The organism is Ruegeria sp. AF3 (assembly GCF_056536285.1).
Genome location: NZ_JBQFJM010000001.1, coordinates 647,990 through 663,696 on the forward strand (window position 1 = coordinate 647,990; position 15,707 = coordinate 663,696).

Annotated in this window: 18 protein-coding genes; 6 read left to right on the forward strand and 12 right to left on the reverse strand. The window is 57.9% G+C overall.

Features of this window, described 5'->3' with window-relative positions; translation table 11 throughout:
- Positions 1 to 58: 58 nt before the first annotated feature.
- From ACR3FC_RS03230 to ACR3FC_RS03240, 3 genes are all read right to left on the reverse strand, one after another.
- Positions 59 to 685 (reverse strand): hypothetical protein, encoded by a 627-nt coding sequence (locus ACR3FC_RS03230; protein WP_480473379.1) that lies wholly within the window; start codon positions 683 to 685, stop codon positions 59 to 61.
- A 104-nt stretch (positions 686 to 789) separates the two neighbouring features.
- Positions 790 to 2,160, reverse strand: coding sequence for a DNA-packaging protein (locus tag ACR3FC_RS03235; protein ID WP_480473380.1), 1,371 nt, complete (start codon positions 2,158 to 2,160; stop codon positions 790 to 792).
- A complete protein-coding gene (locus ACR3FC_RS03240) occupies positions 2,069 to 2,413 on the reverse strand; it encodes a hypothetical protein (protein ID WP_480473381.1) in 345 nt (114 codons plus the stop codon). Before ACR3FC_RS03240 ends, ACR3FC_RS03235 begins: the two co-directional genes overlap by 92 nt.
- A 701-nt stretch (positions 2,414 to 3,114) precedes the next feature.
- Between ACR3FC_RS03240 and ACR3FC_RS03245 the strand changes: the two genes are divergently transcribed.
- Complete coding sequence (locus ACR3FC_RS03245) at positions 3,115 to 4,380, forward strand: DEAD/DEAH box helicase (RefSeq protein WP_480476779.1); 1,266 nt, start codon at positions 3,115 to 3,117, stop codon at positions 4,378 to 4,380.
- 90 nt (positions 4,381 to 4,470) lie between these two features.
- On the opposite strand, the gene mltG is transcribed toward ACR3FC_RS03245, so the two are convergent.
- The 7 genes from mltG to fabD all read right to left on the reverse strand — a co-directional run bounded on the left by mltG (position 4,471) and on the right by fabD (position 10,778).
- Entirely contained in the window at positions 4,471 to 5,628 is a 1,158-nt protein-coding gene (mltG, locus tag ACR3FC_RS03250) for an endolytic transglycosylase MltG (RefSeq protein WP_480473382.1), read from the reverse strand.
- On the reverse strand, positions 5,629 to 6,894 hold the full coding sequence (fabF, locus tag ACR3FC_RS03255) for a beta-ketoacyl-ACP synthase II (protein WP_480473383.1): 1,266 nt from the start codon (positions 6,892 to 6,894) through the stop codon (positions 5,629 to 5,631).
- Positions 6,895 to 7,073: 179 nt separating this feature from the next.
- Positions 7,074 to 7,817, reverse strand: a complete 744-nt coding sequence (locus ACR3FC_RS03260; RefSeq protein ID WP_480473384.1) for a 1-(5-phosphoribosyl)-5-[(5-phosphoribosylamino)methylideneamino]imidazole-4-carboxamide isomerase — start codon at positions 7,815 to 7,817, stop codon at positions 7,074 to 7,076.
- A 123-nt stretch (positions 7,818 to 7,940) separates the two neighbouring features.
- Complete coding sequence (locus tag ACR3FC_RS03265) at positions 7,941 to 8,480, reverse strand: GNAT family N-acetyltransferase (RefSeq protein WP_480473385.1); 540 nt, start codon at positions 8,478 to 8,480, stop codon at positions 7,941 to 7,943.
- A gap of 138 nt (positions 8,481 to 8,618) precedes the next feature.
- Positions 8,619 to 8,852: an acyl carrier protein gene (locus ACR3FC_RS03270; RefSeq protein WP_050602116.1), complete on the reverse strand. Its 234-nt coding sequence runs from the start codon at positions 8,850 to 8,852 to the stop codon at positions 8,619 to 8,621.
- A 207-nt stretch (positions 8,853 to 9,059) separates the two neighbouring features.
- Complete coding sequence (gene fabG / locus ACR3FC_RS03275; RefSeq protein ID WP_480473386.1) at positions 9,060 to 9,797, reverse strand: 3-oxoacyl-[acyl-carrier-protein] reductase; 738 nt, start codon at positions 9,795 to 9,797, stop codon at positions 9,060 to 9,062.
- Positions 9,798 to 9,839: 42 nt separating this feature from the next.
- Entirely contained in the window at positions 9,840 to 10,778 is a 939-nt protein-coding gene (gene fabD / locus ACR3FC_RS03280; RefSeq protein ID WP_480473387.1) for an ACP S-malonyltransferase, read from the reverse strand.
- A 174-nt stretch (positions 10,779 to 10,952) separates the two neighbouring features.
- Between fabD and ACR3FC_RS03285 the strand changes: the two genes are divergently transcribed.
- The gene (locus ACR3FC_RS03285; RefSeq protein ID WP_480473388.1) at positions 10,953 to 12,176 is read left to right on the forward strand and encodes a cytochrome b/b6 domain-containing protein; all 1,224 of its coding nucleotides are present in this window, start codon (positions 10,953 to 10,955) and stop codon (positions 12,174 to 12,176) included.
- 57 nt (positions 12,177 to 12,233) lie between these two features.
- On the opposite strand, the gene ACR3FC_RS03290 is transcribed toward ACR3FC_RS03285, so the two are convergent.
- Positions 12,234 to 12,806: a YceI family protein gene (locus tag ACR3FC_RS03290; protein ID WP_209596807.1), complete on the reverse strand. Its 573-nt coding sequence runs from the start codon at positions 12,804 to 12,806 to the stop codon at positions 12,234 to 12,236.
- A gap of 125 nt (positions 12,807 to 12,931) precedes the next feature.
- A complete protein-coding gene (locus ACR3FC_RS03295; protein ID WP_480473389.1) occupies positions 12,932 to 13,378 on the reverse strand; it encodes a hypothetical protein in 447 nt (148 codons plus the stop codon).
- A gap of 353 nt (positions 13,379 to 13,731) precedes the next feature.
- On the opposite strand from ACR3FC_RS03295, the gene rpsF reads away from it, so the two are divergent.
- From rpsF to ACR3FC_RS03315, 4 genes are all read left to right on the forward strand, one after another.
- Positions 13,732 to 14,085: a 30S ribosomal protein S6 gene (rpsF, locus tag ACR3FC_RS03300; RefSeq protein ID WP_209503558.1), complete on the forward strand. Its 354-nt coding sequence runs from the start codon at positions 13,732 to 13,734 to the stop codon at positions 14,083 to 14,085.
- Between the two features lie 28 nt (positions 14,086 to 14,113).
- On the forward strand, positions 14,114 to 14,341 hold the full coding sequence (rpsR, locus tag ACR3FC_RS03305) for a 30S ribosomal protein S18 (protein WP_005608650.1): 228 nt from the start codon (positions 14,114 to 14,116) through the stop codon (positions 14,339 to 14,341).
- Between the two features lie 12 nt (positions 14,342 to 14,353).
- Entirely contained in the window at positions 14,354 to 14,974 is a 621-nt protein-coding gene (gene rplI / locus ACR3FC_RS03310; protein WP_267364588.1) for a 50S ribosomal protein L9, read from the forward strand.
- Positions 14,975 to 15,140: 166 nt separating this feature from the next.
- Complete coding sequence (locus tag ACR3FC_RS03315) at positions 15,141 to 15,626, forward strand: transglycosylase SLT domain-containing protein (RefSeq protein WP_480473390.1); 486 nt, start codon at positions 15,141 to 15,143, stop codon at positions 15,624 to 15,626.
- Positions 15,627 to 15,707: the final 81 nt, after the last annotated feature.

Genomic DNA, 15,707 nt, shown 5'->3' on the forward strand with positions numbered 1-15,707 from the left:
AACAGGCAACTCAGCTGCAGATGGGAACTTCAGTACTTTTCCGATGAAGTCCATGGTCCTACCTGTCAAGGCAACACGACCGAATAGTCGCAACTAGATGCTCGGCATCCGGAATATAGTCTAGCAAAATGGGATAATGCGTCCTGCCAAAGAGAATTGGATGACCTGGGTGAGAAAGCCCGAGTCCGAATGGCTGTACTTGCTGTTCGGAAAGAAGAATACCAACCTCAAGTGACGGGTAAGGGCACGTATCGACAACAGAGTACGGAAACGTTGCTGAATGCTCACACGATATGACATAGAGCCGTACACCAAGTCTCCAATTTCTACCGCGCCTACAAACAATCACGCGCCTATCTGTGACAAAGTAGGCTAGGTTGTTCAGCACATACTGACGTTGGCTCGCCATGCCTGTTGAAAACAAGAAAAAGGCGATTGTCGTGGCCCCATAAATCCAAAGCGCATCACCGGGACCAAACTGGGCGTCGGCATTGATGAAAGGCAGCGTCGCCCACATGACAACACAAGCAATTAAGTTAAAGAAATGGAGCTTACGCTCGTCACCTACAACTTGAAAGTACTTGGTTCCGTAACCCGGTCCACCTGACCAAAGTAACTTTTCGTCGGGGTCAAGAATATCTTTTAAATCAAATCTGTTAGTATTGGTTACTGTGACCTTTTGCATAGCTTGGCCTATACACTGCCAAATCTCCAGAAACCAGCCGCAAACAGTTGATAGCAAAGCTTGGTTAAAGCTTTGTTGTCGTCATTCCTTCGCCATCGTAAGGCTCACAACGCCCGCACCCTAGGCAGACGATACACCCCCGCAGGCCCCACAACCAGCTCATGCAGCGCCCAAACCAGCGCATCGACGCGGTCGGGCGAGCCCTGCCCTTCAAACCCGCGCGCGGTCATCTGGCACATCTGCTCCTCCAACGCGTCCAACCCGGCCACATGGCGCACCCGCCCCTGTTCGTACAGCGCTGCCACAGGCTCGGCCCGCGCGACCTTGCCGCGCGACGCGCGTACCGCCCGATAAGGCACCAGAGGGTCCACCTGCCGCACCACCTCTTCAACCAGTTGCCCGCCCTGATTGACCTCGGCCACCAGCCGTTCGGCGCCAAATTCATCCATGGCGTCAATCGCCGCCTGCGCCCAGCCTGCCGGGCCAACGCCCTGCACCGTTCGGTCAGCCAGCACGAACGCCCGCCACGCCTCAGGCGGGCCTTGCACTTGCGCCCCAACCACCACGATCCCGCAGGCATCCGCGCCTGACCCAGACGTCACCGCCGGGTCCAGCGCCACCACGATGCGATCCAATTCGGGCACCTGCGCACAGCGCGCCGCCTCCAGCATCGAACCCGTCCACAGCGCGCCTTCCGCATCCGACAGCAGCACTCCGTCCAGCTCCTGCCGCCCCAGCCGCGTACCCGCATAGCGCGCGCGCACTTCTTCCAGAAACGACGCCGCCAGATTGGCCCGGTTCGCTTCGGTCGGCGCATGGGTCTGCACGGTGGATGGCGACGCCAGCAACTCCTTCAAAACCTTCACATTGCGCGGCGTTGTGGTCACGCAAACCCGAGGCCGCTCGCCCAAGCGCAGCGCAAATTGCAGCATGTCCCAGGTCTCACCCGCCTTCTTCCACTTGGCCAGCTCATCCACCCAGGCCGCATCAAATTGCGGCCCGCGCAACCCTTCGGGATCATGTGCTGAAAACGCCTGCGCCTCGGCCCCGTTGGGCCAGATCAGCTTGCGCTCGGATGCCTTCCACGTGGGCCGCCTATCCGGGGGCGAGCATTGCAATATCCCGCTGTCGCCAAAGATCATCACATCGCGCACCTGATCGAATGTTTCACCCACCAGCGCCACGCGGCACGCCTCGCCCTTGTCCAGCGGTTTCGGCCCCTCGACAATCGATCTAACCCATTCGGCCCCGGCCCGCGTTTTGCCCGCCCCGCGCCCGCCCATGATCACCCAGGACCGCCATTCGCCCTCGGGCGGCAATTGATGCGGCAGCGCCCAGAATTCAAACAGGAAAGGGAGGGCACACAGCCCCCCCTCCCCGATCTCACTCAGAAATCTCTCCCGCACCGCAGCATTGGCGGAGGCGAGCCAGCCTGCACCCGATCTCAAATCGGGCCCGCTCAAGGTCGAGCGCATAGCCCCCTTGGGCAATTCCGGCTTGTCTGTAATGTTGTTCGACAAAGCTTGTCTCCACTTTCTGGCAACTTCGGATCAACCCCTCCAGCTGACCGAGTTGCTTGGCTGAACCAGCAAGATCTGCATCCTCCCCGGCACCGATCTGTTTGCGCAGGTCTTCTGCCGCTTGCCGCAGATCGCGAATGGACCTTTCCAGGGACTGCAACAGTTCAGCCGTCTGGGAAATCCGCTCTTCCGGGGTAATCAAAGTCATGTTTGCCTGTGACCTCATGCGTGAGTGTTCTCCGCACGAGAGAAACGAAAAAACGGCCACCGGGTCGCCCCGAGGCCGTTCGCCCACTTCTTCTAGCATGACACATCCAATACGGGATAAAGCGCGTAAAGTCAAGGATTTACGCAACAGGCGCGCAACAGGGATCGTACGGTGCGGGTTAACGGACAGTGAATTTCCGGCCATGGTAACCCTCGGCCAAAACGCCGCCCCGCCCTTTAGCCTTCCAAGCCCTGACCGCCTCACCGACCAGAGGGATTAACACAGGGTTACCCCCGTGCCGCTTTCAGCGTGTACAAATTGCACACTCCCCACCTTGACGCGTGTACAAACCTGACATTTTCCGAAATCGCGCTCAAAATCGCCCGCATCACCCGATTTCGGCGCGTCAAGGTCCTGCGCGCAACCTGCCCGCGGCCAAACCAGTCCTTGACATTCCCTCCCGAAACCCTCATGTGCCCTTAATCACGGCGCCACCGCGTGAGCATCGTCGGGCTTCAGGCCCCACAGCGCCAGCACATTACTCCCGGTTCCCCTTCACGCAGGGTTCTTTACGCGATGGCCGGATGGCGCTGGATTCGCTCGCGCATCCCGAGGTCTCGCTCAACCCTGCCGGTCACATGAACGTGGCCATTCATCACCTGCTCGCGGGGCTTAACCTGCGGGCCGTAAAGGATAATTTTTTGTTCGACTTCGATATGCTCGGCCTCGCGCCGACACTGAACGACGCGTTGAAACGCGCCAATTTCACACAACCCACCCCGATTCAGAACCAGGCCATTCCGCTGGCCCTGAATGGGCATGACATCCTCGGGCTGGCCCAAACCGGCACCGGCAAGACACTGGCCTTTGGCCTGCCCCTGATCGACCACTTGCTGGCGCAGCCCGGCAAGCCCGATCCCAAAACAGCCAAATCACTGATCCTCGCCCCCACCCGCGAGCTGGTGAACCAGATCGCCGACAGTTTGCGCACCCTCACCAAAGGAACAAAGCTGCGGGTCGCTACAGTTGTTGGTGGCCAGTCGATCAACAAACAAGTGATGTTCCTCGCACGTGGCACCGATATTCTGGTCGCCACCCCGGGCCGCCTGATTGACCTGATGGAACGGGGCGCTGTTGACCTTGGTTCGGTGCGCCATCTGATATTGGACGAAGCAGATCAGATGCTTGACCTGGGCTTCATTCACGCTCTGCGTCGCATCGCGCCTGCACTGGGCACGCCCCGCCAGACCATGCTGTTCTCGGCCACAATGCCGAAACAGATGGAGGAGCTTAGCCGTGCCTATCTGAACAATCCGCAGCGGGTGCAGGTTTCGCCCCCGGGCAAGGCCGCTGACAAGATCACCCAGTCCCTTCACTTTGTTTCGAAACCCGGAAAACCGTCTAAATTGCGCGAAATCCTGTCGCAGGACGCGGATGCGCTGACACTGGTCTTCACCCGCACAAAACACGGCGCTGAACGGCTGATGAAAGGGCTGGTGGACGACGGCTTTAACGCGGCGTCCATTCACGGGAACAAAAGCCAGGGCCAGCGTGACCGGGCCATCAATGCCTTCCGCGCTGGTGAGGTGAACATACTGGTGGCCACCGACGTTGCCGCGCGTGGCATCGACATCCCCGGCGTCGCCTATGTCATCAACTTCGACCTACCCGACGTGCCCGACAATTACGTCCACCGTATCGGGCGCACCGCCCGTGCCGGGCGCGAAGGGGAAGCGATCGCGTTCTGTGCACCGGAAGAAGTCGACCTGTTGCGTCAGATCCAGAAGCTGATGAAAATTGAAATCCCTGTCACAAGCGGCACCATGCCGGAAGGGGTCGAGGTTCAGCAACCTGCACGTCGTCAAAACAACCGCCGTCGCGGGTTCAAGCCCAAGCCGGCCAACGGCGATGGGAAACCTTCCAGCTCCAGACGGCGCCGTCCCAACAAAAGACGCTCAGCCGCCTAAGAACTGAAGAGCCTGCCAAAGAAAACGCCGACGCCAGTTTTTATACCGGCGTCGGCGTATTTTGTTAACAAAACCAGCAATCCGCCCGGCTTAATTCCCCGAGCTCTGCTGTTCTTCAATTTCGCGCCATTTGGCAACGTTGCGATTGTGCTCCTGCAGGGTTTCTGCAAACGCATGCCCGCCCGAGCCGTCAGCGACGAAGAACACATAGTTGGTGTCATCCGGCGCAACCGCTGCTTCCAGGCTCGCCAGACCTGGATTTGCAATCGGCGTCGGAGGCAGCCCGTCGATCTGATAGGTGTTCCACGGTGTTGGACGGTTCAATTCGCTGCGCCGCAACCCGCGACCCAATGTGCCCTGCCCCTTTGTCACGCCATAGATGACGGTCGGATCGGTTTGCAACCGCATCCCTTGTTTCAGGCGGTTCACGAACACACTGGCGACCTGGCCGCGTTCCTCCGGAACACCGGTTTCCTTTTCGATGATAGACGCAAGGATCAGCATCTCTTCAGGAGTGTCCAGCGGCAACCCGCCTTGACGGCTTTCCCAAACCGCGTTGATCCGCAGTTGTTGCTTGTCCTGCATGGCTTGCAAAATCGCATTGCGATCCTGTCCGGCCACAACATCGTAACTGTCCGGGGCCAACATGCCCTCAGCCGGAATCTCGGTCACATCACCCGACAGCGCTTCGAATGATTTCAGAGCTTCAACCACCTGCCACGAGGTCACACCTTCGGCAAGCGACACGCGATAGCGCGTATCAGACTCGTTGCGTTTCTCGGTATAGGCCTCAGGCGTTTGTTCCTCTGCCGCATCAAATGAAGCAATCTCGACAAAATCCAAAGTTGCAGGATCCAGTTCACGCACGCGGGTTTGGGTGCGTGTCACACCGATACGGTATTCGATTTCCGACCCGCAAGTGCTGGCGCCGCTGCTGGTGATTTCTTCGATGATCTGCGCCATCGACGCACCTTCGCGCACCAGAAAGCTGCCCGCTTTCAACCGCTGCGCCTGATCGGTATAGTCAGCGGCCATTCGAAACAGAATTGAACTTCGAATGGCACCCTGATCTTCCAGATCGCGACTGACACGTGTCATGTTCGAACCGCTTTTGACCTGAAGGCAAATCGCGGTCTCAAGCGGGCCTTCGGCCTTGTACTGCGACTGTCCCCACAGGATCAGACCGCCCACCAGAAACAGGCCGACCACCAGGATGGTCAGCGCATTCGAAGCGATGGCCCGCCACATTTAATTGACCTTTCCGAAGATCACGCTGGCATTGGTTCCACCAAACCCGAACGAGTTCGACAGCGCCACATTGATTTCACGCTCGCGCTTGGCGTTGGGGGCAAGATCAATCGGAGTTTCAACAGCCGGGTTATCCAGGTTAATTGTTGGCGGTGCGACCTGATCGCGGATTGCCAGAATTGAGAATATTGCCTCAATCGCGCCCGCAGCACCCAGCAAGTGACCGGTTGCCGACTTGGTCGAACTCATCGTCGCATTCCCGGCATGCTCGCCCAACAGGCGCTCGACAGCACCCAGTTCGATCGTGTCCGCCATGGTCGAGGTGCCATGCGCGTTGATGTAATCCAGGTCCTTCGGCTCCAGCCCGGCGCTGCGCAACGCCGCTCTCATAGAACGTTCGGCCCCGTCGCCATCCTCGGACGGCGCAGTGATGTGATAGGCGTCGCCCGACATACCATAGCCCAGAACCTCGGCGTAGATCTTAGCCCCACGCGCTTTGGCGTGTTCGTAATCTTCCAGAACCACGATGCCGGCGCCCTCGCCCATCACGAAACCGTCACGGTCCACGTCATAGGGTCGGCTGGCAGCCTTTGGATTATCTGCGTATTTGGTCGACAGCGCCTTACATGCGTTGAACCCGGCAATACCGATCTCGCAGATGCAGCCCTCGCCGCCACCTGCCACCATGACATCCGCGTCACCCGCCCGGATGATGCGGCTGGCGTCGCCGATTGCGTGCGCACCGGTTGAACATGCGGTCACGACCGAGTGGTTCGGCCCTTTGAACCCATGGCGAATTGATACCTGACCCGAGGCCAGGTTGATCAGTGCGCCCGGAATAAAGAACGGAGATACCCGACGCGGACCCTTGTCGCGGATCAGGTTCGCGGTATTGGCAATCGATCCCAGACCACCAATGCCCGAGCCGATCAGAACACCCGTACGCAGGCGCGATTCTTCGTCTTCCGGCAGCCAGCCTGCATCCTTACAGGCCATTTCGGCGGCCGCGATGGAATACAGGATAAAGTCTTCGATCTTGCGCTGCTCCTTCAGCGGCATCCAGTCATCGGGATTGAAGGTCCCGTTGGTTCCGTCGCCGCGCGGCACCTCGCAGGCGTAGGTCGTTGCGACCCCGCTTGCCTCTGCATCGAAATGCGTGATTGGGCCTGCACCGGACTCTCCGTCCAGCAGCCGCGACCAGGTTTCCTCGACCCCGCTGGCCAAAGGAGTGACCAATCCAAGACCGGTTACAACGACTCTGCGCATGAAGTGCCTCTTGCCTGCTTCCTCTTATGAGAACCGCTCATACCCCGGCCCGGGGTGCGGGGGCAAGAGCAACGGTTCTTTCCGTCCCGGCGTCCTGTCGCCGAATGCCCAAGGAAACCAGAAATTCGGCGCTTGTCAAAACCGCCCTTTCGCGCGTCCAGCCGAAAGGGCGGAGTTGCTTACTGAAACTGCGCGACCGGCTCGTGGGCCGATTTGGCAGTTTCAAGTGCTTTGGCCAAGTCCAGTGTCTTGCGGAACAACGCACGCCCGACAATCGCGCCCGAGATGTTGGGGATGTATGCCAGCCGTGAGATATCGTCTGCTGTGCGCACGACACCGCTGGCAATCACCGGAGTACGCGAATGGTTTGCCAATCGCGAGATCAGACCAAGCTTTGCCTCGACATCTTCGATGTCGCTGTCGATATCTGTTACCACGATGGCGGCAAAGGGCGTATCGCCGAATGCGTCGATAAAGGCTTCGGGCGTGAACGCACTTTGGCTGCGCCAGCCGTCAGTCATAACAAGGCCTTGCCAGACATCCACTGACAGCACGATCTGGTCAGGGTGCAGCTTGGCCAGATCCTTGACCAGGTTTGGTTCACGCGCAGCAAGCGTGCCAACCACGATGCGGCCCGCGCCCTTGTCGATCCAGCGCTCAATCTGCTCGCGCGAGCGCATGCCACCCGCCAACTGCACCGGAATCTCGGCCTTGCGAAGGATATCTTCGACCAGCTGCGCGTTGGTATCCTTACCCTCGATCGCGTCGAAATCCGTCAGGTGCATCCATTCGGCACCCGCCTCTGCCCAGCTCCGTGCGGTTTCTACCGGATTCACGTGCCAGATCATCGCTTCTTCCAGACGACCCTTGTCCAGCGAGACACACCGGCCGTTCTGCAGTTCCATCGTGGGGTAAATCCTCATGAGCTTGGTCCTCCGCTCAATCGCTCTGAAAATCCCCGGCAGCATACATCCAGAACGCCCGCCCGAAATCACCGGGATCGGCACAGCTTGGCCATTTTGCGGCATACTGTTTAAGTGGCGAATCTATGCGCGAGCTGGCGGTCCGTTGCGTCGTAACAAATGCACCGGGGTTTCATTATACACCCCTTCCCGCATCAGAACATAGCCTAGCTTCTTGGCGAGTTTCTGCGAAGACATGTTCGTCGCGTTTATCATCGCGACCAACGGTCCGGGAATCACCCGATCAAACCAGTCATGCGCAGCCTTGGCTGCCTCGTATCCCAATCCCTGCCCCTGTGCTTCGGGGACCAGCACCCACCCCGCCTCTGGGAAGCCGTCGAAATCGTCGCCCATGCATCGGTTGCTATAGAAGAATCCGGCCTGCCCTATCAGCTTGCGATTCGATTGTTGCATCACGCCCCACTGGCCAAAACCGGCCATCTGCCAATGCCCGGCATTACGCAGGAACGAATCCCACGCTTCGCCACGCGACCGGGGAGAGCCGCCGATATGCCGGACGACACAAGGGTCACGCCAAATTTCCGCAAACCGGTCGAAGTCTTCCGGGCGCATGGCGCACAGCGTCAAACGCGCGGTATTTATCATCGGAGTGGATCTTATCATGCCCTGTCCACTTTGAGTTTTGCCTCAGTGGAAACAGTGCGCAGGCCACAATAGCCACGCAAGTCCGAAATTCGGGCAGGCATAAAAAAACGGCGCCCCCGTTGCCCGGAAGCGCCGATTTTGATCAGAAAGAAACGCTTAGGACGCTTCGCTGATGAACTTGACGGCGTCGCCAAAGGTCTGGATGGTCTCGGCTGCGTCATCGGGGATCTCGATGCCGAACTCTTCTTCGAAGGCCATGACCAGCTCAACAGTGTCCAGGCTATCTGCGCCCAGATCGTCGATGAAGGACGCGTTTTCCACGACTTTATCTTCTTCAACACCCAGGTGCTCAACAACGATCTTCTTAACGCGATCTGCGACGTCGCTCATGTCTGTTCCTCATTCCTTTACAGGGCGGTCCGCCCGATTCTGCCCTTGCCCGCACGGGTTGGCTTTGGTTTGCCCGTTTTGGGCGGTTTCGGTCCCGGCGAACCGGGAAATAGAAGGCCGACCTGAACGACCGGCCCCGCATAGATGCGCCGCCTATAGCATAGTCGACGCAAGAGGCAAACGCTTTCGCACTCGCCCCTGTCGCGCTCACAACATGGCCATACCACCGTTCACATGCAAGGTGCTTCCGGTAACATAGCCCGCTTCGGGGCTGGAAAGATACAGAACGGCAGCTGCAATTTCCTCGGGATCGCCCATGCGACCGGCCGGAACCTTGAGCAACAGACCCTTTTTCTGTTCCTCGGTCAGTTTCTCGGTCATTGCAGTTGTAATAAATCCAGGTGCCACGGAATTCACAGTAATTCCGCGTGTCGCAACTTCGTGGGCCAAAGCCTTGGAAAACCCGATCATACCGGCCTTCGACGCGGCATAGTTCGCCTGCCCCGGGTTGCCGATTGCGGCCACCACGGACGAGATATTGACGATACGGCCCCAGCGCGCCTTCATCATGCCCCGGATCACCCCTTTGCACAGTTTCATGGTCGAGGTCATGTTCACGTCAATGACGCTTTGCCATTCTTCGTCGGACATGCGCATGAACAGGTTGTCGCGCGTGATTCCGGCGTTGTTTACAAGAATGTCCACCGAACCCATCGCCTCGGCCGCTTGCTTAGGCAAAGCTTCAACGGCTTCCGGGTCACTTAAGTTGCAGGGCAGAACATGCGCACGTTCGCCCAGTTCGTCGGCCAGAGCCTGAAGCGGTTCAACGCGTGTACCGGACAATCCAACCGTTGCACCTGCGCCATGCAACGCACGTGCGATGTCACCTCCGATACCGCCCGAAGCACCGGTGATCAGCGCATTCTTACCTGTTAAATCAAACATTCGGTTTCCCTCTTGCTGCGTCGCTTACAACGCGGATTGAGCTTACGATTCGACCTGAATGGTCTTCTGAACGTCTTCCGGTGTGCCCACGGCCTTGCCCGCGATTTCGCGATCGATCTTGCGGATCATACCGGACAGCGCCTTGCCAGCGCCGATTTCCCATGTTTCAGTCACGCCTTGAGCCGCCATATATTGCACGCTTTCCCGCCAGCGAACCGAACCGGTCACCTGCTCGACCAGCAATTGACGGATCAGATCCGGATCGCTGACAGCCTCGGCGCGAACATTGGCCACCAAAGGTACGGCTGGTGCCTTAATTTCGACGGCAGCAAGCGCTTCTGCCATTACATCTGCAGCAGGTTTCATCAGCGAACAGTGAAATGGAGCACTTACCGGCAACATAACGGCACGTTTTGCACCTTTTTCCTTGGCTATCTCGGCTGCGCGCTCGACAGCCGCTTTTGAACCCGACACGACGACCTGCGTGGGATCGTTGTCATTTGCGGCCTGACAGACCTCGCCCTGTGCGGCTTCTTCCGCCACGGCGCGTACGGCCTCCAGATCCAGCCCCAGAATGGCGGCCATGGCCCCCTCGCCCACGGGTACCGCGCTTTGCATAGCCTGACCACGGGTGCGCAGCAAACGCGCTGTATCTGCAACAGACAAGGCCCCCGCCGCGGCCAGAGCCGAGTATTCACCCAGTGAATGCCCCGCCACAAAAGCCGCCATGCTGACGGATACGCCCTCGGCTTCCAAAGCACGCATGGCTGCCATCGATGTCGCCATCAACGCGGGTTGAGCATTCTGGGTCAGTGTCAGGTCAGCAATATCACCGTCCCAAATCAGACTGCTCAACTTCTCGCCCAACGCGTCGTCCACCTCATCGAAAATGGCCTGAGCCGCCGGATAGGCCTCTGCCAGAGCTTTGCCCATACCTATGGTCTGGGCGCCTTGTCCCGGAAAAACGAACGCGAGTGTCATTGCAACCTCATGGATGGTTTCAGGTTGCGGCGGGGTGTAAACTGACTGATCGTCTGGCACAAGCATTGCCTGCTTTCTGCATTGTGGCACCTTTTGTGTGCACCCGCGCTCACTTGTGTCTGTTTCATCCGGCTTTACCTTGGGCACAACCCAGAATCCCGGAGCGTCCGACACATGCAATCGACCAATTCCTTTTCAAGCTACGGCAGCATCGCAAAGACGTTTCATTGGCTAACCGCGTTGCTGATCTTCACGGCTTTGCCCCTCGGCTGGGTCGCGGACAATCTGGCACATGCGGTATTGCACTCGGCAGCGGCCCCGACCGAGTTGGAAATTGCCCGTGCAGCGCGCGTGTTCTCATTGCATAAAACCGTGGGGGTTACCGTGTTCTTCGTGGCATTGGCCCGCATTCTTTGGGCGTTCACGCAAACCAAGCCCGGCCTTCTGAATGCTGACAACAAGCCCGAAGCCTTCGCCGCTGAAACCGTCCACTGGCTGCTTTACGGATCGCTGGTCCTTGTGCCGCTGACCGGTTGGATTCACCACGCCGCGACCGAAGGCTTTGCCCCAATCCTTTGGCCCTTCGGCCAAAACCTGCCTTTTGTACCGAAATCCACCGCCGTGGCCGAGGTTACAGGGGTTCTGCATTGGCTTTTCATATGGGTTCTGGTTGTTTCCCTTGTCCTACACGTTGCAGGTGCGCTGAAACATCACGTCATCGACAAGGACGGCACATTGCGCCGGATGTTACCGGGCCTGTCTGATGTGCCGGAACCACCACATCAAACCCATTCACTGATTCCAGCCGTCGCCGCATTGGTGGTCTGGGGTGTCGTCGTCACCGGAGGCTGGGCAACGGGTAAGCTTACCCCTAACGTAAGTGAAGCACCGGATGTCCAACTGGCCGAGGTTCAATCCGAATGGCAGGTTCAGAACGGCACGCTGTCGATTACGATTTCGCAACTGAACAGCCCCGTCACGGGTACGTTCTCTGACTGGACGGCCGCAATTACTTTTGACGAACCCACAGAGCCGGGCCCGGCAGGATCTGTCGATGTCACGATAGGCATCGGCTCGCTTAGTCTTGGAACCGTAACCGATCAGGCCATGGGACCGGATTTCTTCGACAACGCCCGGTTCCCGACTGCTCAGTTCAAGGCCGACCTTTATAAAACCGAAAATGGGTACGAGGCGCGCGGTCCGCTTACAATTCGCGACCAGTCGATCGATGTCGTTTTGCCCTTCTCACTGGATCTTCAGGGCGACACGGCCACCATGGCGGGCACAACCGAACTTAACCGGTTGGAGTTTGATGTAGGCACATCGCAGCCTACCGAAGACTCGCTGGGCTTTACCGTCGCAGTATCCGTAGAACTCACAGCGGCACGCGGTCAGTAAGGCAAAAATAACGCCGGTGATTTGGTCACCGGCGTTTTTCTGTTCGTGATTCTGTGATTACTCGGCTTTTTGTGCCTCGACCGAAATCTGGATTTGCACTTCGTCGCTGACAAACGGTGCAAACTGACCCAAGTCGAATTCGCTACGGACAAGCGTTGTTGTCGCGTTGAAGCCAGCCCAGGGTTGATTTGCCATCGGGTGGGTGTCAGCCTTGTTGAGCTTTGCGTCCAGAACAACCGATTTGGTCACACCGTTCATCGTCAGATCGCCGGTGATGTTCGCGGTGTTTTCACCAGTCACCTCGATTCCTGTCGAAGTAAAGGTGATCAAATCTCCTTCGGCCGCGCCAAAGAAATCCTCGGTCATGAAGTGATCTTCACGGGGTTTCCAGCCGGTAAACATCTCCAAAACGGGCATCGACACACTCACGCTCGAAGCGGCGGGGTTTTCCTGGTCGAACATGATCTCGCCTTCAAAGCCGGAAAACATGCCAGTCGTGGTTGAAAACCCAAGGTGGTCATAGCTGAAAATGACTTGGCTGTGGCTGGGATCCAACACGTATTTCTCGGCGCTGGCGAATGCCGTTGTCGCTGATACGGCCAATGCAGCAGCAAGAAGGGTGGATTTCATATCAATCTCCGCGGTTTTGTGAATGCAGTCCGTCAGGACTGCTTGAATACAAAATGTGCCGCCCAAGGGCGGCACACAACCTTTTTTGATTCACAACTTCTGTTCTTTTTTGAACAGAATAAAAATCAACCGAAAATTGTTACGCTTTTGCTGAGCTGCCCTTTCAGCGCCCGGCTGACATCCGCCGATTCAAGTGGCAGCTTCATCAAAAGACTGCCGTCCACGTCAAACAGGTGAACTTCATTCTCTTCAAAACGCGCCCCACCCAGCGAGTCATAGCTGCGGCGCAGGACAGTCTGAGGGCGTCCGTCTTCGTTCTTTTGCAACACCCGGACTTCTCGGCGGATCGGGTCGAAATAGGCGTCAGGGCGCGGGTCAAGAACCTCGATCGTCAGCAAGGCGACGCCAACGACCAGAAACAGCATGGATGCCGCCATCTTGATCGGCCAAACATCTGCGCCAACGACCGATCCGGGCATCAACCACATTGAAAACGCGGAAACGATCAAAAACGCCCCGACCATCCGCGCCAGGATCAGGCGGGCCTTCCAGTTCGGTGCAAACGTGATCATTACCGGCACTGAATTCTCAAAGCGCGAGCCGGCAACGTTTTCCTGATATGCGTTTGTGTTAGTAGCGGTCATAACACGTCACCCTTTTAAGGTTACTTTCGAAATTCTGTTGGTCCGGTTGATGCCCGGTATGCAAAACAACTTTGAGCCGAAAAGCGTCAGCAATTGGGCGACCCAAAGGAATTTGGGCGGCGTCTCAGAGGCATGTGTGGCAGGGCTTGCTCCTGCGGCTCAGACGTGTATACGGGGCCATCCTTCGCAGTCATATGAATCGCGCAGCCTCTCGTGGCAGGGTCGCGAAGGAATGTTTGGCCCCGCCTATGAAATGCGCCTTGATATAAACAGGAGTGCACATGCCACTGTATGAGCATGTAATGATCGCGCGTCAGGATCTGTCCAACGCGCAGGCGGAAAGCCTCGTCGAACATTTCGGCACCGTTCTGGCTGACAACGGCGGCAAGCTGGTTGACAGCGAGTACTGGGGCGTCAAGACGATGGCCTACAAGATCAACAAAAACCGCAAGGGCCACTATGCCTTTCTGAAAACCGATGCCCCCTCGGGCGCGGTACAGGAAATGGAACGCCTGATGCGTCTGCATGAAGATGTCATGCGCGTTCTGACCATCAAGGTCGACGGCCACGAAGATGGTCCGTCGGTTCAGATGCAGAAGCGTGACGAACGTGGCGAACGCCGCGAGCGCCGTTGATCAACGCCTGAGAAAAGGACACTAAACCATGGCCGCAAAACCATTTTTCCGCCGCCGCAAGGTCTGCCCGTTCTCGGGTGAGAACGCGCCGAAAATCGACTACAAAGACACCCGTCTGCTGCAGCGCTACATCTCTGAGCGTGGCAAGATCGTGCCTTCGCGCATCACCGCCGTTTCGGCGAAAAAGCAGCGTGAACTGGCCCGTGCTATCAAGCGCGCCCGCTTCCTCGCCCTTCTGCCCTACGCTGTGAAGTAAGGAGAGACTGACATGCAAGTTATCCTGCTGGAACGCGTTGCGAAACTGGGTCAGATGGGCGACGTCGTTGACGTCAAGCCCGGCTACGCCCGCAACTTCCTGCTGCCCCAAGGCAAAGCCCTGAGCGCGTCCGACGCCAACATCGCGTCGTTCGAAGCCCAGAAAGCGCAGCTTGAGGCCCGCAACCTGGAAACCAAGAAAGAAGCTGAAGCACTGGCTGAAAAGCTGGACGGTCAGCAGTTCATCGTGATTCGCTCGGCATCGGATGCCGGCGCTCTGTACGGTTCGGTCACCCCGCGTGACGCCGCTGACGCCGCAACCGAAGCAGGTTTCACCGTCGACAAGAAACAGATTGTCCTGATCGCCCCGATCAAAGAACTGGGTCTGCACACTGTCGCAGTGAAACTGCACCCCGAGGTTGAAGTCGAAATCAAAATGAACGTGGCCCGTTCGGCAGAAGAAGCCGAACTGCAGGCTTCGGGCAAATCGATTCAGGAACTGGCTGCTGAAGAAGAAGCCGCTGCTGAATTCGAAATCGCCGAACTGTTCGACGACATCGGCTCGGCCGCTTCGGATGATGATGACATGGTTGCCGACGCGGCACCGGTTGCGGAAGACGAAGCCAAAGCCTGATCCGGCTGCTTGTGAGCATCCTAAAGGCCGCGCCAAAGCGCGGCCTTTTCTTTTTTCCCTTTGTATTCACAAGTCGTACCGGCAAGTTTCAGCCCATTTTCCCGTGTACGCTTGAAGGCTCATTGTCGTTCCGTATCATTGCCGCCGAAATCCAGAGGACCGAAAAATGCTTGTTTATCTGCGCCAAAGTTTCCTGGCACTGTTTCTATTTGTGTCGTTGGTTGCCTGCGGGGCAGACCAGGTCTCCAAGGCGGGTACGCCACATTTTGACCCGCCGCTCCACCCGAATGAAACGCCCGAGCTGAGAGCTTCGATCAACAGATGGGCGGACCATTACGAAATTCCGCGGGAGCTGGTTCACAAGCTGGCCATTCGCGAAAGCACGCACCGGCCATGGGCCGTCAACCAGCCCTATTACGGCCTTCTACAGGTTCTGCCCGCCACTGCGCGCTCGATGGGTTACACTGGTAAAGCCGAAGGTTTGCTGGACGCAGACACCAACCTTGAGTTTGCGGGAAAGTACCTGCGCGGTGCCTGGCTGCTGTCCGACGGGGATCAACGCAGGGCGATTTTTCTGTACGCCAAAGGTTACTATCCAGAGGCAAAAGCCAAGGGGATGCTGGTCGAAACCGGGTTGAGACCGGCGCCCTGACGTCCATTGGCGTCAGAAATTGGCCGGATTTGGCACTTGAAACTGAATAGTGACAAAAATGTTCTATTGGTAGTCGCAATA